The 21455-nt window shown below is 60.2% G+C and carries 21 protein-coding genes; 12 read left to right on the forward strand and 9 right to left on the reverse strand.

Annotated features, from left to right (window positions below):
- Positions 1-122: 122 nt before the first annotated feature.
- Positions 123-407 (forward strand): hypothetical protein, encoded by a 285-nt coding sequence (locus E4P00_RS11585; protein WP_032876218.1) that lies wholly within the window; start codon positions 123-125, stop codon positions 405-407.
- Here E4P00_RS11585 and yfcF read toward each other — a convergent pair.
- Positions 366-998, reverse strand: coding sequence for a glutathione transferase (gene yfcF / locus E4P00_RS11590; protein WP_103734391.1), 633 nt, complete (start codon positions 996-998; stop codon positions 366-368). The genes E4P00_RS11585 and yfcF overlap by 42 nt on opposite strands.
- Positions 999-1092: 94 nt before the next feature.
- A complete protein-coding gene (locus E4P00_RS11595; RefSeq protein ID WP_032880980.1) occupies positions 1093-1635 on the reverse strand; it encodes a DUF924 family protein in 543 nt (180 codons plus the stop codon).
- Positions 1636-1706: 71 nt separating this feature from the next.
- Here E4P00_RS11595 and E4P00_RS11600 point away from each other — a divergent pair, with 71 nt between their 5' ends.
- Positions 1707-2861, forward strand: coding sequence for a DUF1624 domain-containing protein (locus tag E4P00_RS11600; protein WP_248131513.1), 1155 nt, complete (start codon positions 1707-1709; stop codon positions 2859-2861).
- Positions 2862-3264: 403 nt separating this feature from the next.
- On the opposite strand, the gene metE is transcribed toward E4P00_RS11600, so the two are convergent.
- Positions 3265-5553, reverse strand: coding sequence for a 5-methyltetrahydropteroyltriglutamate--homocysteine S-methyltransferase (gene metE / locus E4P00_RS11605; protein ID WP_248089706.1), 2289 nt, complete (start codon positions 5551-5553; stop codon positions 3265-3267).
- A 288-nt stretch (positions 5554-5841) separates the two neighbouring features.
- Here metE and E4P00_RS11610 point away from each other — a divergent pair, with 288 nt between their 5' ends.
- From E4P00_RS11610 to E4P00_RS29020, 4 genes are all read left to right on the forward strand, one after another.
- Positions 5842-6939 carry a carboxynorspermidine decarboxylase gene (locus E4P00_RS11610; protein ID WP_103734394.1) on the forward strand — a complete coding sequence of 366 codons (1098 nt, stop codon included), beginning with the start codon at positions 5842-5844 and terminating at the stop codon, positions 6937-6939.
- Positions 6940-6967: 28 nt separating this feature from the next.
- Positions 6968-8212 carry a saccharopine dehydrogenase family protein gene (locus E4P00_RS11615; RefSeq protein ID WP_248131515.1) on the forward strand — a complete coding sequence of 415 codons (1245 nt, stop codon included), beginning with the start codon at positions 6968-6970 and terminating at the stop codon, positions 8210-8212.
- A gap of 189 nt (positions 8213-8401) precedes the next feature.
- Complete coding sequence (locus E4P00_RS11620; protein WP_348984608.1) at positions 8402-8944, forward strand: isoprenylcysteine carboxylmethyltransferase family protein; 543 nt, start codon at positions 8402-8404, stop codon at positions 8942-8944.
- A 6-nt stretch (positions 8945-8950) separates the two neighbouring features.
- Positions 8951-9169: a hypothetical protein gene (locus tag E4P00_RS29020; RefSeq protein ID WP_348984609.1), complete on the forward strand. Its 219-nt coding sequence runs from the start codon at positions 8951-8953 to the stop codon at positions 9167-9169.
- Positions 9170-9483: 314 nt separating this feature from the next.
- On the opposite strand, the gene glsB is transcribed toward E4P00_RS29020, so the two are convergent.
- Together glsB and E4P00_RS11630 are read right to left on the reverse strand one after the other, a co-directional pair.
- Positions 9484-10392 carry a glutaminase B gene (glsB, locus tag E4P00_RS11625; protein WP_032876236.1) on the reverse strand — a complete coding sequence of 303 codons (909 nt, stop codon included), beginning with the start codon at positions 10390-10392 and terminating at the stop codon, positions 9484-9486.
- 55 nt (positions 10393-10447) lie between these two features.
- Positions 10448-10792, reverse strand: coding sequence for a hypothetical protein (locus E4P00_RS11630; protein WP_005787683.1), 345 nt, complete (start codon positions 10790-10792; stop codon positions 10448-10450).
- A gap of 314 nt (positions 10793-11106) precedes the next feature.
- Between E4P00_RS11630 and E4P00_RS11635 the strand changes: the two genes are divergently transcribed.
- On the forward strand, positions 11107-12189 hold the full coding sequence (locus E4P00_RS11635) for an LLM class flavin-dependent oxidoreductase (protein WP_248131536.1): 1083 nt from the start codon (positions 11107-11109) through the stop codon (positions 12187-12189).
- 57 nt (positions 12190-12246) lie between these two features.
- Here the strand turns inward: E4P00_RS11635 and E4P00_RS11640 are convergent, their stop codons facing one another.
- Together E4P00_RS11640 and E4P00_RS11645 are read right to left on the reverse strand one after the other, a co-directional pair.
- Positions 12247-13041, reverse strand: coding sequence for a class II aldolase/adducin family protein (locus E4P00_RS11640; RefSeq protein ID WP_005787679.1), 795 nt, complete (start codon positions 13039-13041; stop codon positions 12247-12249).
- A 106-nt stretch (positions 13042-13147) separates the two neighbouring features.
- Positions 13148-14053 carry a LysR family transcriptional regulator gene (locus E4P00_RS11645; protein WP_078821120.1) on the reverse strand — a complete coding sequence of 302 codons (906 nt, stop codon included), beginning with the start codon at positions 14051-14053 and terminating at the stop codon, positions 13148-13150.
- Positions 14054-14266: 213 nt separating this feature from the next.
- Between E4P00_RS11645 and E4P00_RS11650 the strand changes: the two genes are divergently transcribed.
- The 5 genes from E4P00_RS11650 (at position 14267) to E4P00_RS11670 (ending at position 19692) form a co-directional block, all read left to right on the forward strand.
- A complete protein-coding gene (locus E4P00_RS11650; RefSeq protein WP_248131517.1) occupies positions 14267-14878 on the forward strand; it encodes a cysteine dioxygenase in 612 nt (203 codons plus the stop codon).
- Positions 14875-16458, forward strand: a complete 1584-nt coding sequence (locus E4P00_RS11655; protein ID WP_103734399.1) for a rhodanese-related sulfurtransferase — start codon at positions 14875-14877, stop codon at positions 16456-16458. The genes E4P00_RS11650 and E4P00_RS11655 overlap by 4 nt, the downstream gene beginning before the upstream one ends.
- 82 nt (positions 16459-16540) lie before the next feature.
- Entirely contained in the window at positions 16541-17515 is a 975-nt protein-coding gene (locus E4P00_RS11660) for an ABC transporter substrate-binding protein (RefSeq protein WP_248131519.1), read from the forward strand.
- 66 nt (positions 17516-17581) lie between these two features.
- Positions 17582-18751 carry an acyl-CoA dehydrogenase family protein gene (locus E4P00_RS11665; protein ID WP_248131521.1) on the forward strand — a complete coding sequence of 390 codons (1170 nt, stop codon included), beginning with the start codon at positions 17582-17584 and terminating at the stop codon, positions 18749-18751.
- Positions 18748-19692 carry a D-isomer specific 2-hydroxyacid dehydrogenase family protein gene (locus E4P00_RS11670; protein ID WP_032876254.1) on the forward strand — a complete coding sequence of 315 codons (945 nt, stop codon included), beginning with the start codon at positions 18748-18750 and terminating at the stop codon, positions 19690-19692. Before E4P00_RS11665 ends, E4P00_RS11670 begins: the two co-directional genes overlap by 4 nt.
- Positions 19693-19736: 44 nt before the next feature.
- Here E4P00_RS11670 and E4P00_RS11675 read toward each other — a convergent pair whose 3' ends face one another.
- A complete protein-coding gene (locus tag E4P00_RS11675; RefSeq protein ID WP_005787668.1) occupies positions 19737-20618 on the reverse strand; it encodes a LysR family transcriptional regulator in 882 nt (293 codons plus the stop codon).
- Between the two features lie 196 nt (positions 20619-20814).
- Positions 20815-21432, reverse strand: a complete 618-nt coding sequence (gene ycaC / locus E4P00_RS11680) for an isochorismate family cysteine hydrolase YcaC (RefSeq protein ID WP_005787666.1) — start codon at positions 21430-21432, stop codon at positions 20815-20817.
- Between the last annotated feature and the right edge of the window lie 23 nt (positions 21433-21455).

Below are 21455 nucleotides of genomic sequence, written 5' to 3' on the forward strand. Positions count from 1 at the left end.
GCTGCGTCTGGATGAGCAGATTCTGCGCGCTTGGCGAAAAAACAGAACTTGTGATCCTTGATGGTGACTATCATTTGAACCGATAGTGTCAGGCAGCCCATAAAACCTATAAGGACCCCGCCATGAAGCCCTACCAGAAAACCTTCGACCGTATCCGCGATGCCGTACTGCCGGAATTTCGCGAGCGGGTCGCCGATTACCTGGTCGAGTATGAAGAAGTGTTGCTGGACCCAAGTGCCGACGCCAAACAACGCTCGGCCAGCGCCCAGCAACTGCGTGGTTACCTGCGGGGCTTGAACACCATGCGGGTGCTGGGCATGGCCCACTGGGAGGACCTGGACCGACGTGTCGAGGAAGAGTGGCAGCTAGAGCACAGGCCGTCGCAGGTTGACCCACTCCCGCACTGACGGCCGTTGCCACTGGCGTTGCGCGTACATCACCAGCTCGGCCGGCACGGGGTCGCCGTTGAGGATCAGGCGATTGAGCATCACCGCCAGGTCTACATCGACGATCGACCACTCGCCAAACAAATGCTCAGGGTTGCCTGCCAGGAGAACCTGCGCCGCGCCGATCAACTTACGCGCAGCAGCCTGAGCCACCGGCGATAGAGGCGGCATCTTCTGCCCGCAGAACACCACCAGCGTCGAGCGTTCCTGGCGAATCGGCAGCAAGTCGCTGCGCAACCATGCCTGAACCTGCCGCGCCCTCGCCCGCTGCTGCAGATCAGCCGGGTAAACGCTGATCTGGGGGTACGCCTGGTCCAGGTACTCAGTGATTGCCGAAGATTCCGACAGCGTAAAATCACCGTGCTCCAGAGTCGGTACCCGTTGGGTCAAGGAGCGCTGGGCGTAATCTGCCGACTGGTTTTGCCCAGCATCCAGGTCCAGGGGGACCGTGTCGAACGTCAGGCCTTTTTCCCGCAGGGCAACGAACACCGACATGGCGTAGGGGCTGGTGAACAGCGAATCAACGTAGAGGCGCAGCGGGGGTTGGCTCATGGGCTATCTCCGAAGATGAAACGCCACGCTACGAGATTCAGGTCGATAAGGACAATGCAGGGTTTTTATGGGGGCATTCCTGGTGGGAATAGCATCAACCAGCGAAACCACCCGCTTTGAGGAACAGGTGCTCCTGCTCGGTGGTGACCCTGCCCAACACCGCATTGCGATGGGGAAAGCGCCCAAACCGCTGGATAATATCGGCATGTTCCCTGGCCCAGTGATAGGTGCTGGCGTCCAACTGCTGGTTAAGCACCAACGAGCGCTGCTGGTCTTGCGGGTCTTCCGAATGCTCAAACGGTAAATAACAAAACGCGCGTAACTGGGGATCGATCTGTTGATCCAACCCGGCGTCCACCATCTGCTGCGCATACAGACGCGCCAGCGGGTCGGTGGCGAACATATGCGCAGTGCCGCGAAAGGCGTTGCGCGGGTATTGGTCCAGCAGGATCAATAACGCCAGTGCGCCGTCGGCCGTGGCCAGCCAACCGTCCAGCTCGCGCCGCGCGGCTTGCATATGGGTGGCGTGGAAGGTGTCGCGAAAGGCTGTATCGAAGCCATCGTCCTTGGCGAACCAACGCTTGGGCCCCGCCTGTTTCCAGAATTCGATCACGGCCTCGGCTGATTGCGTCTTCATGCTGATCATCATGTGCCTCAATAAATGTTATAGGATAACGTCAATTATTTGCCCGCTTGTGATTCCCACTTATGACTGACGCTACTACCTTACGCCAACGCCTGCAGTCCATCGACGCCCTGCGCGGCCTGGTGATCCTGTTCATGCTACTGGACCACGTGCGTGAAACCTTCCTGTTGCATCGCCAGGTCAGCGACCCCATAAGCATCGACAGCACCGAGCCTGCGCTGTTTGTCAGCCGCACCCTCGCCCATCTCTGTGCACCGGTATTTGTGTTGCTCACCGGATTGTCGGCGTGGCTGTACGGCCAGAAGTATCAGGGGCGACGCGATGTGTCGGCCTTTTTGTTCAAACGTGGGCTGTTTCTGGTGGTGCTGGAATTCACCTTGGTCAACTTCGCGTGGACCTTCCAGTTGCCGCCCAGTGTGATCTATATGCAAGTGATCTGGGCCATCGGCGTGAGCATGATCGCCCTCGCAGCACTGGTGTGGTTGCCGCGCCCGCTGCTGATCAGCTTGGCGCTGATGATCATCGCCGGGCATAACCTGCTCGACGGAGTGCACTTTGCCCAGGATTCGGCGTTGCAGAGTGGCTGGTCAATCCTGCATGAGCGCAGCTGGATCGAGGCGTCGGAAAACCTGCGTCTGCGCGTGACTTATCCGGTGCTGCCGTGGATCGGTGTGATCGCCCTGGGTTATGGATTCGGGCCATGGTTTGCCGCTACCGCACTACCGGCTGTGCGTCAGCGTCATTTGCTGATCGCGGGCGTGGCGGCATTAATGGGTTTTGTGCTGCTGCGGGCAGTCAATGGCTACGGCGAGCAGCCTTGGTACGTGTATGACAATGGCGTGCAGACCCTGATGAGCTTCTTCAACATCACCAAGTACCCGCCGTCGCTGTTGTTCCTGGCGTTGACGTTGGGGGTTGGGTTGTTGCTGTTGCTGGCATTCGAACGCGCTGGGCATAAGCGCTGGATTGGCGTGCTGGCGGTGTTTGGCGCAGCGCCGATGTTCTTTTATCTGCTGCATCTGTATGTGCTGAAGGTGCTGTATGTCGCCTGTGTGGCGTGGTTTGGGCTCAACCACGGCAACTATTTCGGCTTCGACAGCATCGGTGCGGTGTGGCTGACAGCTTTGGTGTTGCCGCTGGTGCTATACCCGCCGGTACGTTGGTTTGCCGGGCTCAAAGCGCGCCGGCGCGATATCGCCTGGCTCAAGTACCTCTGACCTGACGCGGCTCAAAATGTGGGAGGAGGCTTGCTCCCGATAGCGGTGGATCAGTATCCAATTCCTTGGCTGAACTACCGCTATCGGGGCATAGGTATCTACACAACTTTGTAGCTGCCGACCGTAACCACGATGCGAAGCGAGCCGCTCTTGATCTGCTTTTGATCTCGATCTTAGGCGCCCCCCCAAATCAGTGTCGGATTACGGGTACACCGAGCCGAAGCGAGGTGCCGAGTGGTGGGGCAAGAGCGTTTGGGTACTTTTGCGCTTTTCAAAAGTGAGCCGCTGTAAAAGCGGAACCAATATCAGCCGTTACCGCAGGAATGGATATGTACTCGGTATAACTGTGTCGGCTGTCAGGCCGCCATCGGGAGCAAGCCCCCTCCCACACTTGCAGACAATATCAGGCCAATTCGGCGCGCAGTTGGCGGGCGGCGGTGACCATGTGAATGAGCGCCGCCTCCGTCTCCGGCCAACCGCGGGTCTTCAAGCCGCAATCGGGGTTGACCCACAAGCGCTCTGCCGGAATCCGCTTGGCGGCCTTGCGCAGCAAGTTAGCCATCTGCGATACATCCGGCACCCGTGGCGAGTGGATGTCATACACACCGGGGCCGATGTCGTTCGGGTAGTCAAAGGCTTCAAAGGCATCAAGCAACTCCATGTCCGAACGCGACGTTTCGATGGTAATCACGTCGGCATCCATCGCCGCGATCGACTCGATCACATCGTTGAACTCGCTGTAGCACATGTGAGTGTGGATCTGGGTTTCATCGCGCACACCGCAGGCGCACAGGCGGAACACTTCAGTAGCCCAGTCCAGGTAGTGTTGCCACTGCGCCTGGCGTAACGGCAACCCTTCGCGGAACGCGGCTTCGTCAATCTGCACGATCTTGATGCCGGCGGCTTCCAGGTCCACCACTTCGTCACGAATCGCCAGGGCCAGTTGCCGGGCCTGCACTTCGCGGCTCACATCTTCCCGCGGGAACGACCACATCAGCATCGTTACCGGGCCGGTCAACATGCCCTTCAATACCTTGTCGGTCAGCCCCTGGGCGTAGCGGATCCACTCCACGGTCATGGCTTTCGGGCGGCTCAGGTCACCGAAGATCACTGCCGGCTTCACGCAACGAGAACCGTAGCTCTGCACCCAGCCGAAACGAGTGAACGCGTAGCCATCCAGTTGTTCGGCGAAGTACTCGACCATGTCGTTACGCTCGGCCTCACCGTGCACCAGCACATCCAGGCCGAGGTTTTCCTGCACCTGGACAGCGTGCTTGATCTCGCTGTGCATGGCTTCGACGTATTCGGCTTCGCTCAACTTGCCAGCCTTGTACGACTGGCGCGCCAGGCGGATCGACGCGGTCTGCGGGAACGAACCGATGGTGGTGGTCGGCAACAGTGGCAGGTTCAGGCCGGCGCGCTGCTTCTCGATACGCTGGGCAAACGGCGATTGGCGCTGGCTGTCCTGCTCGGTGATGGCGGCGACGCGGGCTTGTACGGCAGGCTTGTGGATCCGTGTCGATGCCTGGCGAGCAACCTGTACGGCACGGCTTTCAGCCAGGGCGGCAAGTACAGCGGGTGCCTCGGGCTGGTCGACAGCCTGGGCCAGCAGCGCCACTTCTTCGCACTTTTGCACGGCAAAGGCCAGCCAGCTTTTCAACTCGGCATCCAACTTGTCTTCACGGCCCAGGTCGACCGGGCTGTGCAGTAACGAGCAGGACGGCGCGACCCACAGGCGATCGCCGAGCTTCTCATGGGCATGCTGCAACGTGGCCAGGGCCTTCTCCAGGTCGCAACGCCACACGTTGCGGCCATTGACCACGCCCAGGGACAACACCTTATAGGCCGGCAAGCGATCCAGGATGGTCGGGTACTGTTCCGGTGCTCTCACCAGATCGATGTGCAGGCCATCCACCGGCAAGTTGGCCGCCAGGCCGAGATTTTCTTCCAGGCCACCGAAGTAGGTAGCCACCAGTTTTTTCAGCGGGTCCCGCTGGATCAGGTTATAGGCACGCTCAAACGCGTTCTTCCAGTCCTGCGGCAAGTCGAGCACCAGGATCGGCTCATCAATCTGCACCCACTCAACGCCCAGGTCCGCCAGGCGCTGGAAGATCTGCCCGTACAGCGGCAGCAAGCGCTCAAGCAGATCAAGCTTGTCAAAAGCGTCGCCCTTGGCCTTGCCCAGCCACAGGTAGGTCAGCGGGCCAATGACGACAGGCTTGACGGTGTGGCCCAGGTCACGGGCTTCCTTGACCTCTTCGAACAGTTGATCCCAACCCAGATGGAACTGCTGATCGGCGCTGAACTCCGGCACCAAATAGTGATAGTTGGTATCAAACCACTTGGTCATCTCCTGGGCGTGAGCACCGCCGCAGCAGTTGTCACTGACGCCGCGAGCCATGGCGAACAAGGTGTGCAACGTGGCGTGGCCATCGGCCGGGCGGAAACGCTCGGGGATCACGCCAAACATCAGCGAGTGAGTCAGCACCTGGTCGTACCAGGCGAAATCACCAGCAGGCAGCAGTTCAATACCAGCCTGTTTTTGCAGCGCCCAATGGGTCTTGCGCAGGTCACGGCCAACGGCGCGCAGGCCGGCTTCGTCGAGCTCGCCTTTCCAGAACGCTTCCTGCGCTTTTTTCAGTTCACGATCGCGTCCAATGCGCGGAAATCCGAGGGAATGAGCGACTGCCATGACGTAAAGCTCCAATGTCGATGTTTATGGCGCTCATTGTCGGCAGTCGGCAATAGTGAGACAAACTCATTTAATTCTAGATCATCACAAGATCCATTCATGTTCGTACGACTGCGCATTGCCCATAACCGCACTGGCAGTTATTACCGTCATCCTAACGAACGGTCACACTCGTTCCGTATGCTTAAACGCAAGCGCGCAATTTCCGCCCGCTAACCTTTCGATCTGCCCCAAGTGCGGGCACAATGCGTGTCCTTTTTTGGCAGGCACCGCCGCAGGCTCTCAAAAATGATCAAAACGCCGTACTACCTCATCGATAAACAGAAGCTTCTGGTCAACATGCAGAAGATTGCCTACGTGCGCGAGCAGTCCGGCGCCAAGGCTCTGCTGGCGCTCAAGTGTTTTGCCACTTGGTCGGTGTTCGACTTGATGCAGCAATACATGGACGGCACCACCTCGTCGTCGCTGTACGAGTTGAAGCTCGGTCGCCAGAAGTTCGAAGGTGAAGCGCACGCCTACAGCGTGGCCTGGGCCGACGATGAAATCGAAGAGATGCTCGAGAACTGCGACAAGATCATCTTCAACTCCATCAGCCAGCTGCAGCGCTTTGCCGAGCGCAGCGAAGGCAAGACCCGTGGCCTGCGCGTAAACCCGCAGGTGAGCAGCTCCGATTACCTGCTGGCCGACCCTGCGCGCCCGTTCAGCCGCCTGGGCGAGTGGGACCCGGTGAAGATCGATGCCGTGATCGATCAGATCTCCGGCTTCATGTTCCACAACAACTGCGAGAACGGCGACTTCAGCCTGTTCGACAAGATGCTCGGCACCATCGAGGAACGCTTCGGTGAGCTGCTGCACAAGGTCAAATGGGTCAGCCTCGGCGGCGGCATCCATTTCACCGGTGAAGGCTATGCGCTGGACGCGTTCTGCGCACGCTTGAAGGCGTTTTCCGAGAAGTACGGCGTGCAGGTGTACCTGGAACCCGGCGAAGCAGCGATCACTAATAGCGCCTCCCTGGAAGTCACCGTGCTCGACACCCTCTACAACGGCAAGAACCTCGCCGTAGTAGACAGCTCCATCGAAGCCCACCTGCTGGACCTGCTGATCTATCGCCTCAACGCCAAGCTGGCGCCGAGCGAGGGCGAACATACCTACATGGTGTGCGGCAAATCCTGCCTGGCCGGGGACATCTTCGGCGAGTATCAATTTGATCGTCCGCTGGCCATCGGCGATCGGCTGTCGTTCATCGACACCGCGGGCTACACCATGGTCAAGAAAAATTGGTTCAACGGCCTGAAAATGCCGTCCATCGTAGTGAAACAACTCGACGGTACAGTCGAGGTGGTTCGTGAATTTGGTTACGACGACTACCTGTCCAGCCTTTCCTAAGCTGGCGGATATAGGAGAAATAAAGCAATTGAAAAAGAACGTTCTTATCATTGGTGCAGGAGGTGTCGCCAAGGTGGTGGCCCACAAGTGCGCGCAGCACAACGACGAACTCGGTCGTATTGCTATCGCGTCGCGCAACATCTCCAAATGCCAGGCCATCATCGACAGCGTCAAGGCCAAGGGTAGCCTCAAGGCACCCGCCGATATCCAGGCCTTTGCGCTGAACGCCCTGGACGTGGAAGCGACCAAGGCCCTGATCCGCGAGACCGAGTCGCAGATCGTCATCAACGTAGGTTCCGCGTTCCTCAACATGTCGGTGCTGCGTGCCTGCATCGACACGGGCGTTGCCTACCTCGACACCGCCATCCACGAAGAGCCGGGCAAGGTCTGCGAGACCCCGCCGTGGTACGGCAACTACGAATGGAACCACCTGCAAGAGTGCAAACAGAAGAACATCACCGCCATCCTTGGCGTGGGCTTCGACCCGGGTGTCGTCAACGCGTACGCCGCGCTGGCGCAGCAACAGCATTTCGACCGCATTGATTCGATCGACATTCTCGACGTCAATGCCGGCTCCCATGGCAAATACTTCGCCACCAATTTCGATCCGGAAATCAACTTCCGCGAATTCACCGGGCAGGTGTGGAGCTGGCAGAACAGCCAGTGGACCAGCAACACCATGTTCGAAGTCAAACGTACCGACGACCTGCCGGTAGTCGGCTCGCAAAACCTCTACCTCACCGGCCACGATGAAGTGCACTCGCTGTCGAAAAACCTCGACGTGCCCAACGTGCGGTTCTGGATGAGCTTTGGCGAGCACTACATCAACGTGTTCACCGTGCTGAAAAACCTCGGCCTGCTCTCGGAAAAACCGGTCAAGACCGCCGAAGGCCTGGAAGTGGTGCCGTTGAAAGTGGTCAAGGCCGTGCTGCCCGACCCGTCATCGCTTGCCCCGGGCTACACCGGCAAGACCTGCATCGGCGACCTGGTCAAAGGCACCAAAGGCGGCCAACCACGCGAGATGTTCATCTACAACGTGGCCTGCCATGAAGAAGCCTTTGCCGAGACCGACAGCCAGGGCATCTCCTACACCGCAGGCGTACCACCGGTAGCCGCAGCGCTGCTGGTTGCGCGTGGTGAATGGGATGTGAAGCACATGGCCAACGTCGAGGAACTGCCGGCTGAGCCGTTCCTGAAAGCGCTGGACGTGATGGGCTTACCGACTCGGATCAAGGACGAGAACGGTGATCGGGCTTGGGATGCGATTGCCTGAATAGGTGATTGCTGACTGACAAAAAATGCGCCCCCAGGGGCGCATTTTTTGTTTGGGCAAGCACACCACAATCCACGCAAGATAATCGCCAATCCATCTAAGCAACTGTCAATTCTCACAGGTTAAGGGCCGCACAAATTCCACTAGTCTGACTCACTTATCCCCTCACCATGTGCGAAAGGAATCGTCATGAGTCCGCAAAAACAAACCAACGACCTCACGGTACATCTGGCCTGGCTGCTCTACAGCATTGCCTGCTATCTGATTTTCCTGACCGTGTTTTTATACCTTATAGGCTTCACTGGTAGCGTGCTGGTGCCCAAAGCCATTAACGATGGGCAACCTGTCAACTGGCCGCTTGCAGCGCTGAGTAACGGCCTGCTGATGATTCTGTTCGCTGCCCAGCATAGCCTCATGGCACGTAGAAGCTTCAAGAACACAATGACCACACTCATTCCCCCCGTGGCTGAACGTTCCACCTATGTGCTGCTCAGCAGCCTGGTGCTTGGGTTGATGTTCTGGCTGTGGCAACCCATTCCATACACCGTCTGGGAGGTTGAAGCGGCTTGGGCCAAGGCACTGTTGTCAGGTGTGTTCTGGCTGGGCTGGGGCATGGTGTTGCTGGCAACCTTCCTGATCAGTCACTTCGAGCTGTTCGGGTTAAAACAGGCCGTTGATCATTGGCGAAACACCCCACAAAAGGCGGCGATATTTAAAACGCCGCTGCTCTAACGTGTCGTGCGTCACCCGATGTACCTGGGATTTTTGATCGCTTTCTGGGCAACCCCGCATATGACGGCAGGCCATCTGTTGTTTGCGCTGGGGATGTCGGTTTATTTGTTCGTGGGTGCCCGTTTCGAAGAAAGGGATCTGGTGCAGCTGTTTGGTGAGCGGTATCGACGCTACAGGCGTGAGGTGGGCATGATTGTGCCGCGCCTCAAAAAGCCACGTCGCTAGATTCCTGCAGGAGCGAGTTTGCTCGCGAAGATCGTCAAGGATGACGCAGGCAGCCTGGATGAACGCTGGGCATCTGCCGGATGCTGAAGGCGCGCAGTTGCTGGTAGACAAAGTCTTGGTGAAGCCTGCCCCGCCGCATAAAGCCAGGCCGTACACCACTCCCCAGAACACTGAAGATGCAAATGTGGGAGGGGGCTTGCTCCCGATAGCGGTGCGTCAGTCAATTAATTTATATCTGACACACGGCTATCGGGAGCAAGCCCCCTCCCACATTGTGTTTTTATAGCGCCTGTTGATCAGCGTTCCACTCGCCCCTAGAACACCGACCACCCAATCCGCTCACTCAACAATTCCAACGCCTTCATCCCCGCCAGCGAGTTCCCTGCCGCGTTCAACTCCGGCGACCACACGCACACCGTAAACTGCCCCGGTACCACCGCGACGATCCCCCCGCCTACCCCGCTCTTGCCCGGCAACCCAACGCGATAGGCAAAATTGCCCGCCTCGTCATACAGCCCGCTGGTGGCCATGATCGAGTTGACCTGCTTGGTCTGGCGCGCTGTCAAAATCTGCTCGCCACTGTGGGCACTCACGCCTTCATTGGCCAAGAAACTGAAGGCCCGGGCCAAGTCCAGGCAGCTCATCTGCAGCGCGCAATAGTTGAAGTAGCTGTGCAGCACCGCGTCCACATCGTTATGGAAGTTGCCGAAGGATTTCATCAGGTAGGCCATGGCCGCATTGCGCGCACCGTGCTGGGCTTCGGATTCGGCGACCACGCTGTTGACCAGGATCTGCGGGTTGCCCGACAGGCGCCGTACAAAGTCGCGCATCGATAAGATCGGCACCGCAAAGCGCGATTGGTTGATGTCGCAGATCACCAGAGCGCCGGCATTGATAAACGGATTGCGCGGGCGGCCGCGTTCGAATTCCAGTTGCACCATGGAGTTGAACGGCTGCCCCGAAGGTTCGTGGCCCAGGCGTTCCCAGATGCTCTCGCCGCCGTGATCGATAGCCTGCACCAGGCTGAAGACCTTGGAGATGCTTTGCACCGAGAACAGTGTGTCGGCATCACCGGCGCTGTAGGCCGTGCCATCGTTGCCGTAGACCGCAATGCCCAGTTGGTCGGCGGGCACGTCGGCCAGCGCAGGGATGTAGTCGGCCACATTGCCGAGGCCGATCAGGGGGCGCACTTCGTCGAGAATCGACTCGAGCAGCGCCTGCATATCTTGTCCTGTCATCTTTGTTTAAATCAGTGATAAGCGAGGCGCGGAGGATACGTTAATGAGCGCGGAAGCCCCACACAATCTCTACCACCCGCTCTGCAATCACCACATACACCAGGATCAATAACACTTGCAACGCCAGGTGATAAGGCAACCTGGCGAGTCGGCGGATACCGTCACTGACATTCAACAACATCAACAACGCCGACAGGATAATCAGCCCCCAACCAGCGACGTTGGAAGCGAACACCCCGATAAATAACTCACGCCGCCCCATCAACGTATCGGTACCCGCTGCAAACAACAGCGCGCACACCAACAGGTTCTTCACGTTGTCGAAAATCTGGGTGCTCAGGTCGTTTTCCAGCAACGCCAGATACCGCGTCCATAAGCTGCGCATACTTGAGTACCGATTGGGAGGGCTCGTCACTCAAGGTAGTTCATTTGCAGGCGCTGTCGAGCCAAGGCGAGGCATTAGAAATGCGCCACGTCCGAGGACAGGTTTTTAGAGGCCTTATCTATAAACGCTCTCCATTTGAGATCGAAGCCAAAAAACAGCTTCTATAATAATCAATCATAATTATTCTTTAATTTTATAATTAGGTTAGAACCAATCGGCATTTTACAGATTCGCCCGTGAGCCCTACTTTCATGCGACGGACCGACCCCCTGCCCGGTGGAGGCTTGTTTACCGACCTCGACAAGGACCTGACCATGAGCATCGAATTCATCGGCTATATCGGCGGCCATCACGCCTCGGAAATCCACCCGCGCAGCGGCCCGACTCTGCAACCGGACTACGTTGAAAGCGTCGCCCGTGCCCACGAAACGGCGGGGTTCGACCGCGCCCTGGTGGCATTCCATTCCAACAGCCCGGACAGCACGTTGATCGCGGCCCATGCGGCCAGCGTCACCACCCGACTGCAATTTCTTATCGCCCACCGCCCGGGCTTTGCCCAGCCCACCCTGGCTGCCCGCCAGTTCGCCACGCTGGATGTGTTCAACGGAGGGCGTACCGCCGTGCACATCATCACCGGTGGCGATGACAACGAACTGCGTGCCGATGGCAGTCATATCGGCAAGGATGAACGCTATGCGCGCACCGACGAGTACCTGAGCGTGGTGCGCCAGGAATGGACCAGCGAGCATCCCTTCGACTTCACCGGCACGTACTACCAAGTGCAAGGCGCGCACTCCACGGTGAAGTCGCCGCAACAACCGCATATTCCACTGTACTTTGGCGGCTCCTCAGCTGCTGCGATCGCAGTGGCCGGCAAGCACGCGGATGTGTATGCGCTGTGGGGGGAGACCTATGAACAGGTACGCGAAGTGGTGACCCAGGTGCGGGCAGAAGCGGCCAGGCATGGGCGTACGATTCGCTTCAGTTTGTCTCTACGGCCGATCCTCGCCGAGACCGAGGAACTGGCGTGGCAACGTGCCGAGCAGATTCTGCAGCAGGCCACAGCACTGGCCGAGCAGCATGGCTTTGTGCGCCGTGAACCGCCGAATGAAGGCTCGCGGCGGTTGCTGGCGGCGGCGGCACAGGGGTCGCGGCTGGATAAGCGTTTGTGGACCGGGATCGCCGGGTTGCTCGGGGCACAGGGCAACTCCACTTCGTTGGTGGGCACCGCAGAACAAGTTGCAGAGGCACTGTTGGATTACTACGACCTGGGGATTACCACTTTCCTGATTCGCGGGTTTGATCCGCTCAATGATGCGATCGACTATGGCAAGAAGTTGATTCCCCTCACCCGCCAGTTGGTCGCAGAGAGGGAACAGACCCAGCAAGTGGCTTAAGAACAATGTGGGGGGGGGCTTGCTCCCTCCCACATTTGATTTGCTGCGCACTCAGGATCAGTTCTTGTAGTCAGTATCAGTGCGCTCCAACTGGCGTACCAGCGCATTCCAATGCCGTGCCACGCCCGGCCCTTCCCCATTGCTGAACACCTTGGCCTGCTGCTCGACCTTGGCTACCACCTCTGCGGGCGGGAAAACCAACTCGGCATTCCCCGCCGCCTGCGCAGCAATCTGGATATTGCACGCGCGCTCCAGGCCTTGCAGTTGCTGAAAGGCGTGCTCAACGCTGACACCCGCCGTCAACAAGCCATGGTTACGCAGGATCATCACGCTCTTGTCGCCCAAATCCGCGACCAGCCGCTCGCGCTCGTCCAGGTCCAGGGCCACGCCTTCATAGCCGTGGTAGGCCACGCGCCCTGAGAACGCAATGGCGTGCTGGGAGATCGGCAGCAAGCCGCCCTTCTGCGCCGACACGGCAATACCGTCGCGGGTATGGGTGTGCAGTACCGCTTGCAAATCGTGGCGCGCGCCGTGAATGGCACTGTGGATCACATAACCGGCGTAGTTGATGCCGAGGCCCGTAGGGTCATCGACGAGAGTGCCGTCCAGATCGACCTTAACCAGGTTGGACGCAGTGATTTCATCGAACAACAGCCCAAAGGCGTTAATCAGGAAATGCTCATCGGGCCCCGGCACACGGGCCGAGAAATGGGTATAGATATGGTCGGTCCACTTGTACAGGGCCGCCAGGCGATAGGCGGCGGCCAGTTTGACACGCACCTCCCATTCCTCTGGCGTAACACGTTGGCGGACAGTATTGGAAACACTCGATAGCGAGGTGACGCTGCTCATGACAAAACTTCCTGGATGGCCTTAAGGACGTCAGGCCAGCCTAGGGGAAGCAAAAAAATAATAAAAAGCACATTTTAATCTAAGCTAATTATTATTTTTTTTCATATCACGCCACTTCCCGAACCTTATGCAAAGAAGCCGCCACCCATTGCCCGAACGCATCCACCGGCCCTTGCAGGTTGCCGAGAAAGTGCGGATAGATCAGCCACAAATCCATCACCGGTTTGAAATCCTTGAGCGGCATCACTGCCAGGTGCTCACGCTGAGCGCTGCGTTCCAGCAACGGACGTGGCACCAGGCCAAGGCCCAGCCCATCCGCCACCAGGCCCAGTTGCAACTCGGTGCCGAAGGTTTCCAGGTTGACCCGCAACGCCAGGCCCTGGTCCGACAAGGTGCGCTGCAACCCGGCACGGAAGCCGCAACCATCCGGGTTGAGGATCCAGCCGTTCTGGTACACGTCCGCCAGCTTGCACGGCTTCTTCGGCAACTGCGCTTTGGCACAGACCACCACCAGCTCCATCTTGCCGATGGACTCGCCGACAATGTTGTCCGGGAAAATCTTGCCCGCCGGGAACAACGCCACCGCCGCATCCAGTTCGCCGCGTTCGATCTTGCCGACCAATTGGCTGCCCCAGCCGGTGGCAACCTGGGCGCGCAGGTCGGCGTATTCAGTGCGCAGGTGCTTGAGCGCATCCAGCAACACCACATCGCCAATGGTTTGCGGGACGCCCAGGCGTAACACGCCGGTGGGCGGTGCATCAGTGGCCACCAGTTCGCGCAGGGCATCCATCTCGCGCAGGATCAGCCGGCATTGTTCATAGACGCGGGTGCCGATCAGCGTCGGCTTGAGGGGTTTGGTGTTGCGGTCGAACAGCTCCACCCCCAGCGCCTGCTCGAAGTTCTGCACACGGCGGGTAATAGCCGGCTGGGTCAGTTGCAACGACTCGGCGGCATGGCTGATGGACTGGCAACGAATCACTTCGACAAAGGCATCGATATCGTCAATTTTCATTTGGGCCGCACATAGAGATCAGTCATTAAGATGTGCGTGAAGCATAGTTGTCGCGCACCGCTCTGGATAGCCCGCCTTGGGATCGATAACGTCTAACGCTATTCACGGCGGTTCTAAATTACCTGTGGCTATAAGCTAATCATTAAAAAATAGCATATTAACTATAAACATTATGCTTATATAAACCCATCACAACAGCACGATGGAATGGTCATGCCCCAGGCCCGACACCCCGAAAGACTCAGAGCCTTCATAGGCGCCCTGGCGGAATTGATCGACGCCAACCCACGTGAAGGCGACCTGCTGCACCGCGGCGGCAAGCTGCTGGCGCAACTGGTCAGCCGTGATGACTGGCTCCCCGACGAGTTCGCCCAGCCCGATCCCGAGCGCTATCAGCAATTTTTGCTGCATGCCGATTCGCGCCAGCGTTTCAGCCTGGTCAGTTTTGTGTGGGGGCCAGGGCAAAGCACGCCGATTCATGACCATCGGGTGTGGGGGCTGATCGGCATGTTGCGGGGCGCTGAGTTTACCCAGGGCTTTGCTCGTGCGCCCGACGGCAGCCTGGTGGCGCACGGCTCACCCGTCCAGCTGCTGCCGGGCCAGGTCGAGGCGGTATCGCCCAAGATCGGCGATATCCATCAGGTCAGCAATGCCCACCGCGATCAGGTGTCCATCAGCATCCATGTATACGGCGCCAATATCGGTGCGGTACGCCGTGCGGTGTACCAACCCGACGGCAGCGAAAAATTGTTTATCTCCGGTTATTCCAACGCCACGCTCCCGAACATCTGGGACCTGTCCAAAGAAAAGAGCCCTGCCCTATGACCACCGTATCGACCCGCAGCTTTGCCCAGATTCGCCAGGCCCTGTTGGACCGTGAGGAGCTGGCGTTGATCGACGTGCGTGAAGAGGCGCCGTTTGCCGAGTCCCACCCGTTGTTCGCCGCCAATATCCCGCTGTCCAAGCTGGAACTGGAGGTGTACGCACGCATTCCACGCCGCGATACCCAGGTCACCCTGTATGACAACGGTGAAGGGCTGGCCAGCCGCGCTGCCGAACGTCTACTTGAGCTGGGCTACACCCAGGTCAGCCTGCTTGAGGGGGGACTGGACGGGTGGCGCCGCGCGGGTGGCGAGCTGTTTATCGACGTCAACGTGCCGAGCAAAGCCTTTGGCGAGCTGGTGGAAAGCCAGCGCCACACGCCATCCCTGGCCGCCGAAGAAGTCCAGGCCCTGCTCGACAGCCAGGCCGATGTGGTGGTGCTCGATGCCCGCCGTTTCGACGAATACCAGACCATGAGTATTCCAACCGGTATCAGCGTGCCGGGTGCCGAGCTGGTCTTGCGCGCCCGCGAACTGGCGCCAGACCCGGCCACGCGCATTATCGTCAACTGCGCCGGGCGCACCCGCAGCATTATTGGTACCCAGTCGTTGATCAATGCCGGCCTTCCCAACCCGGTCGCGGCGCTACGCAACGGCACCATCGGCTGGACCCTGGCCGGGCAAACACTTGCCCACAGCCAAGCCCGCCGCTTCGCGCCAACGCCAGAGGAACATCGCCAACCCGCCGCCGAGGCTGCACGCCGCGTTGCCGACAAGGCCCGTGTCGGCCGCGCCACCCTTGGCGATCTACACCACTGGCAGCAGGACACGACGCGCACCACCTACCTGTTCGATGTGCGCACCCCGGAAGAATTCGAAGCCGGGCACCTGCCCGGGGCACGCGCCACACCCGGCGGGCAACTGGTGCAGGAAACCGACCACGTCGCCAGCGTACGCGGTGCGCGCCTGGTGCTGGTCGATGATGACGGCGTGCGTGCCAATATGTCCGCCTCCTGGCTGGCTCAGTTGGGTTGGCAAGTGCACGTGCTGGATGATCTGCAAGCCGAGCACTTCAGCGAACGCGGCGGGTGGGTCGCGCCAGTGCCTGCGCCACCCCAGGCCGAACTGATCAGCCCGCACACCCTCGCCGACTGGCTGGGCCATGGTGACACCGTGGTGCTGGACTTCACCGCGAGCGCCAATTACGTCAAACGCCATATCCCCGGTGCCTGGTGGGTGCTGCGTGCGCAACTGCCCCAGGCCCTGGCCAAGGTGCCGCGTGCCCAGCGCTACGTATTGACCTGCGGCAGCAGCCAATTGGCACGCCTGGCGGTGGCCGAGGTGCAAGCGCTGACCGGCCAGCAGGTGTTCGTGTTGCAGGACGGCACTGCCGCCTGGATCGCCGCGCAACTGCCCCTGGAGGAAGGCGAAACCCACCTCGCCTCACCGCGTATCGACCGCTACCGTCGCCCCTACGAAGGCACCGACAACCCACGGGAAGCCATGCAGGCTTACCTGGATTGGGAGTTCGGCCTGGTCGAGCAACTGGCCCGCGACGGCACCCATGGTTTCTACGTGATCTGACCTGCTGCTGCATCGTTTTCGCCTATCCGACCCCTTCTCCAGGTGGAGGTATCCCCCTTATCCAACGCCTGGAGTGTGTCCCATGCTGTACGCCATCCCTTTCAAACACCTGCTACTGGGCGCCGCCCTGGCCCTCGGCCTGCTGTCCAGCGTACAGGCTGCTGACCTGCAACCGCTGCGCGTGGCCAACCAGAAATCCACGATCAAGGCGCTGCTGGAAGCCTCTGGCGAAACCCGCAACGTGCCCTACGAAATCAAGTGGTCGGAATTCCCCTCGGCCTCGCCCTTGGGCGAAGCGCTGAATGCCGGCGCCGTTGATGTCGGCGCCCTCGGTGACGCTCCTTATGTGTTCGCCCTGGGCGCCGGCGCATCGCTCAAAGTGATCAGCATCATCCATGCACAAGGGCGTAACACCACCGCGCTGCTGGTGCCCAAGGACTCGCCGATCAAGACCGCGGCCGATCTCAAAGGCAAAAAAATCGTCACCGGGCGCGGCTCCATCGGGCATTACCTGGCGATCAGGGCCCTGAACGATGCGGGCCTGAGCACTCAGGATGTGCAGTTCATATTCCTGCTGCCTGCCGAATCGCGGCTGGTGCTGGACAACGGCACTGCAGACGCCTGGGCCACCTGGGACCCGTACACCACCGTGGTCACCTCACAGAGCAACGCTCGCGTGCTGGTCAGCGGTAAACACCTGCTGAGCAATCACCTGTACTTCGCTGCGACCGGCCAGGCCATTGCCGACAAGCGCGCGCAACTGGACGACTTTGTCGCACGGGTTGACCGCGCCTACGCTTGGGCCAACGCCCACCCCGATGAGTATGCCGCCGCCCAGGCCAGGATCACCGGCTTGCCGCTGGCCGTGCATATCGAAGTGGCCAAGGACACTCACCTGTCGCCGGTCGCGATTGACGACGCGGTGATCAGCGGCCTGCAAGCCACCGCCGACACGTATGTAAAAGAGGGGCTGCTGCCCAATCGCATCGATGTCTCCCAAGGCTTCGACCCAAGCTTTAACGCCAAGCGTGCCACCCTCGACCAGGCCTCGCGCTAAAGAGGGATGCAGTGCGAGCCCCGCTCAAGGCTAGACACCCTCCCACACTTGACCGAGTACATGCTGATGACTCACTCGTCTCTACGCGCTGTAGACGTCGTCGATTTCGACACCACGCTCACCCGCCTCAGCGCCGAACTGGCCGGGACCGCTCATGTCTATGACGAAAGCGGCGCCTTCCCCCACGCCAACTTCAACCTGTTGCACCAACACGGCCTGGTCGCCCTCACCGTCCCCAGCGCCCTCGGCGGCGGCGGTGCCAGCCTGGCACAGGCGCGCAAGGCCATCAGCGCCGTCGCCAAGGGCGAGCCATCCACCGCGCTGATCCTGGTGATGCAGTACCTGCAACACGCCCGCCTGCAAGACAGCAAAACCTGGCCCCGGCACCTGCGCGTACGCATCGCCGAGGACGCGGTGCGCAACGGTGCGCTGATCAATGCCCTGCGCGTCGAGCCGGACCTGGGCACACCGGCCCGTGGCGGTTTACCCGCCACCACCGCCGTGCGCACCGTTGACGGCTGGCGTATCAGCGGGCGCAAACTCTACTCCACCGGCAGCCATGGATTGAGCTGGTTCAGCGTATGGGCGCGCAGCGACGACGCAGACCCGCTGGTGGGCGCCTGGCTGGTGGCCAAGGACAGCCCCGGCGTGAGCATCATCGACACCTGGGATCACCTGGGTATGCGCGCCACTTGCAGCCACGAGGTGGTGCTCGACAACGTACTGGTGCCACTGGACCACGCCGTCAGCGTCAGCCCCTTTAACGCGCCGCAGCCGGAGCTGGATGGCGAAGGCTTGCTGTGGATGTCGGTGCTGCTGTCGTCGGTTTACGACGCGGTGGCCCAGGCGGCGCGGGACTGGTTGGTGAATTGGCTGCAAGAGCGCAAGCCATCCAACCTGGGTGCTGCGCTGTCCACTTTGCCGCGCTTTCAGGAAACCGTCGGCCATATCGACACCTTGCTGTTCGCCAATCGCAGCCTGCTTGAGGCTGCCGCTCAAGGCCACACGCCGACCGCCAACGCCGCACAATTGAAATACCTGGTGACCGGTAACGCGATCCGCGCCGTCGAGCTGGCCATCGAAGCCTCGGGCAACCCAGGCTTGTCACGCCATAGCCCACTGCAACGGCATTACCGCGATGTGCTGTGCAGCCGCGTGCATACCCCACAAAACGACGCCGTGCTGCAAGGTGTCGGCAGAGCCGTGTTTACCCAACACCAGAAGGAGCGCCCATGAGCCACGTGATAATTGCCAGCCAGTTGGACGAAGACTTCAACCAGGTCATTCGCGAACGACTGGCGCCGCTGCACCCCCAAGCTCAGGTGATCGGTGTGCCGGTGGGTGCGCCGAACGACCTGCCACCCCAGGCCAATATCCTGCTGTTGCGCCCGATCAATGTGCGCGGCTATATCGCCCCCGACACGCCCCCACCGGGCTGGCCCTACGGCGCGCAATGGGTGCACCTGGTGTCATCGGGCATCGACTTCTACCCGCAGTGGCTGTTCAACGGCCCGCCTGTGAGCACGTCCCGGGGCAGCGCGGCCGACAACCTGGCCGAATTCGCCCTGGCAGCAATCTTTGCCGCCGCCAAACACCTGCCGGACATCTGGGTGAAAGACTCGCAGTGGAATTTCACCGCCCTGCGCCCGCTCAAAGGTACCACCCTGGGTATCTTGGGCTTTGGGGCGATTGGCGAAAGCCTGGCGCAAAAAGCCCTGGGCCTTGGCCTCAAGGTGATCGCGCTGCGTCAGAGCCAGGCTCCGTTCAGCGCCGGCGTGGAGGCCGCCACTGACATCCACGACCTGTTCGCCCGCGCCGACCACCTGGTGGTGGCGGCACCACTGACCGAGGCAACGCGGCACGTTATCAACCGTGACGTACTGGGCAGCGCCAAGCCGGGGCTGCACCTGATCAACATCGCACGCGGTGGCTTGCTGGATCAGGAGGCGCTGCTGGAGGCGCTGGATAACGGGCAGATCGGGCTGGCATCGCTCGACGTGACCGAGCCGGAGCCGTTGCCGGACGGGCATCCGCTGTATACCCATCCCAGGGTGCGGTTGTCGCCGCATACGTCGGCGATCTCTACCAACAGCAAGGAGGAGATTGCGGATACGTTCCTGGCGAATCTGGAGCGGTATGTGGCGGGCCTTGAATTAACCAACGTTGCAAACGCCTGACGCTATTCAAATTACAGGAGCTGGCTGGCCTGCTCCCACACGTATCAGCAACCGCCAGCCAGGCGTTCACGCAGGAACTCGACCAACGCCTGTACCGGCCGTGAACTCTGCCGGTGCTGGGGGTACACCGCCGACAACGTCAGGGCTTCGGGCGCGAACTCGTCCAATACGCTGACCAGGCGACCGTCCTTCAATGCCTCGCCGACTATGAACGTCGGCAGGTAGGTAACCCCCAGCCCGGCAATGGCGGTATCACGCAGCAAATCGCCGTTGTTGACCCGCATGCGCCCGCTCACATTCAGCGCTTGCAGCTTGCCTTTGAAACGCCATTGCACCTGGCGGCCGTGACCGTAGGGCAGGCAATCGTGGTCGGCAAGGTCGTCAGGTTTTTGCGGCGTGCCGCGCAACGCCAGGTAATCGGGGCTGGCGCAATACACCCTCGGGATGCTGGCGATACGGCGGGCGATCAAGGTGGAGTCTTCCAGGGTGCCGATCCGCAGCACCAAGTCGTAGCCTTCGCCGATCAGGTCTACCGGGCGGTCGCTGAGATCAACCTCCACCGACACGTCGGGATAGCGCTGCAGGAACAGCGGCAGCAGGCAACCCAAGTGCGCCATGGCAAACGAAAGCGGCGCACTGAGGCGAATCGTGCCGCGCGGTTCGCTGTTCTGCCCGGCAATGCCCTGCTCCACCTGCTCGACATCACTGAGCAGGCGCAAGGCGGATTCGTAGTAACTCTGGCCCAGTGGCGTGACATCCAGGCGCCGCGTGGAGCGATTGAGCAGGCGCACGCCCAGGCGTTCTTCCAGCTGGATCAGGCGGCGGCTGACAAATTGCTTGGACAGGCCCAGTTGCTCGGCGGCGGCGGTGAAACTGCCGGACTCCATGACCTGACAGAACAGGCGCATGTCTTCGAAGGGGTTCATTGTCGCTACTCAGTGGACGATGGGCTGTTTTATAACCTGCCAGTGGCCACGCCACAAACCAAAAATGTGAACACAATCAAATGTGGGAGGGGGCTTGCTCCCGATAGCGGTGGGTCAGACACAACAGCGCTGACTGTTACACCGCTATCGGGAGCCCCCCCTCCCACAGGGATTACCTACAAGTTTCGAGAACCGGTTATTTGGCAGTAAACGCCGAGTAGCTGTTCATCAGATTGCGGTAGTTGGGGATGCGCGGCGACAGCAGGTTGGCCAGACCTTCCATGTCGTTGCGCCAGTCCACTTGCAGCTCGCAGGCCACCGAGAACCAGTTCACCAGTTGCGCACCGGCGGCGGTCATACGTGCCCAGGCAGCTTGTTGCACGGTCTCGTTGAAGGTGCCGGAGGCGTCAGTGACCACAAACACCTCGAAGCCTTCGGCCAGGGCGCACAGGGTCGGGAAGGCAACGCACACATCCGTCACCACACCAGCAATGATGATCTGCTTACGGCCGGTGGCCTTGACGGCCTTGACGAACTCTTCATTGTCCCAGGCGTTGATCTGGCCAGGGCGAGCGATGTACGGCGCGTCCGGGAACAGTGCCTTGAGTTCCGGAACCAGTGGGCCGTTGGGGCCGCTTTCAAAGCTGGTGGTCAGGATGGTCGGCAGGTTGAAGAACTTGGCTACGTCGGCCAGGGCCAACACGTTGTTCTTGAACTCGTTGGGGGAAAAATCCTGCACCAGGGAGATCAGACCGGTTTGGTGATCGACCAGCAGTACAACGGCGTCATCTTTGTTCAAGCGCTTGTAAGTCATGGGTTAACTCCTTCGATTTGCTG

Origin of the sequence: Pseudomonas sp. B329 (genome assembly GCF_023127835.1) — a bacterium.
GTDB lineage: Bacteria > Pseudomonadota > Gammaproteobacteria > Pseudomonadales > Pseudomonadaceae > Aquipseudomonas > Aquipseudomonas synxantha_A.

Bases quoted from the DNA above. Each gene is read 5' to 3' on its own strand.
- E4P00_RS11585 (WP_032876218.1), top strand. From the start codon at position 123: ATGAAGCCCTACCAGAAAACCTTCGACCGTATCCGCGATGCCGTACTG.
- yfcF (WP_103734391.1), bottom strand. From the start codon at position 998: ATGAGCCAACCCCCGCTGCGCCTCTACGTTGATTCGCTGTTCACCAGC.
- E4P00_RS11595 (WP_032880980.1), bottom strand. From the start codon at position 1,635: ATGAAGACGCAATCAGCCGAGGCCGTGATCGAATTCTGGAAACAGGCG.
- E4P00_RS11600 (WP_248131513.1), top strand. From the start codon at position 1,707: ATGACTGACGCTACTACCTTACGCCAACGCCTGCAGTCCATCGACGCC.
- metE (WP_248089706.1), bottom strand. From the start codon at position 5,553: ATGGCAGTCGCTCATTCCCTCGGATTTCCGCGCATTGGACGCGATCGT.
- E4P00_RS11610 (WP_103734394.1), top strand. From the start codon at position 5,842: ATGATCAAAACGCCGTACTACCTCATCGATAAACAGAAGCTTCTGGTC.
- E4P00_RS11620 (WP_348984608.1), top strand. From the start codon at position 8,402: ATGAGTCCGCAAAAACAAACCAACGACCTCACGGTACATCTGGCCTGG.
- glsB (WP_032876236.1), bottom strand. From the start codon at position 10,392: ATGCAGGCGCTGCTCGAGTCGATTCTCGACGAAGTGCGCCCCCTGATC.
- E4P00_RS11630 (WP_005787683.1), bottom strand. From the start codon at position 10,792: ATGCGCAGCTTATGGACGCGGTATCTGGCGTTGCTGGAAAACGACCTG.
- E4P00_RS11635 (WP_248131536.1), top strand. From the start codon at position 11,107: ATGAGCATCGAATTCATCGGCTATATCGGCGGCCATCACGCCTCGGAA.
- E4P00_RS11640 (WP_005787679.1), bottom strand. From the start codon at position 13,041: ATGAGCAGCGTCACCTCGCTATCGAGTGTTTCCAATACTGTCCGCCAA.
- E4P00_RS11645 (WP_078821120.1), bottom strand. From the start codon at position 14,053: ATGAAAATTGACGATATCGATGCCTTTGTCGAAGTGATTCGTTGCCAG.
- E4P00_RS11650 (WP_248131517.1), top strand. From the start codon at position 14,267: ATGCCCCAGGCCCGACACCCCGAAAGACTCAGAGCCTTCATAGGCGCC.
- E4P00_RS11655 (WP_103734399.1), top strand. From the start codon at position 14,875: ATGACCACCGTATCGACCCGCAGCTTTGCCCAGATTCGCCAGGCCCTG.
- E4P00_RS11660 (WP_248131519.1), top strand. From the start codon at position 16,541: ATGCTGTACGCCATCCCTTTCAAACACCTGCTACTGGGCGCCGCCCTG.
- E4P00_RS11665 (WP_248131521.1), top strand. From the start codon at position 17,582: ATGACTCACTCGTCTCTACGCGCTGTAGACGTCGTCGATTTCGACACC.
- E4P00_RS11670 (WP_032876254.1), top strand. From the start codon at position 18,748: ATGAGCCACGTGATAATTGCCAGCCAGTTGGACGAAGACTTCAACCAG.
- E4P00_RS11675 (WP_005787668.1), bottom strand. From the start codon at position 20,618: ATGAACCCCTTCGAAGACATGCGCCTGTTCTGTCAGGTCATGGAGTCC.
- ycaC (WP_005787666.1), bottom strand. From the start codon at position 21,432: ATGACTTACAAGCGCTTGAACAAAGATGACGCCGTTGTACTGCTGGTC.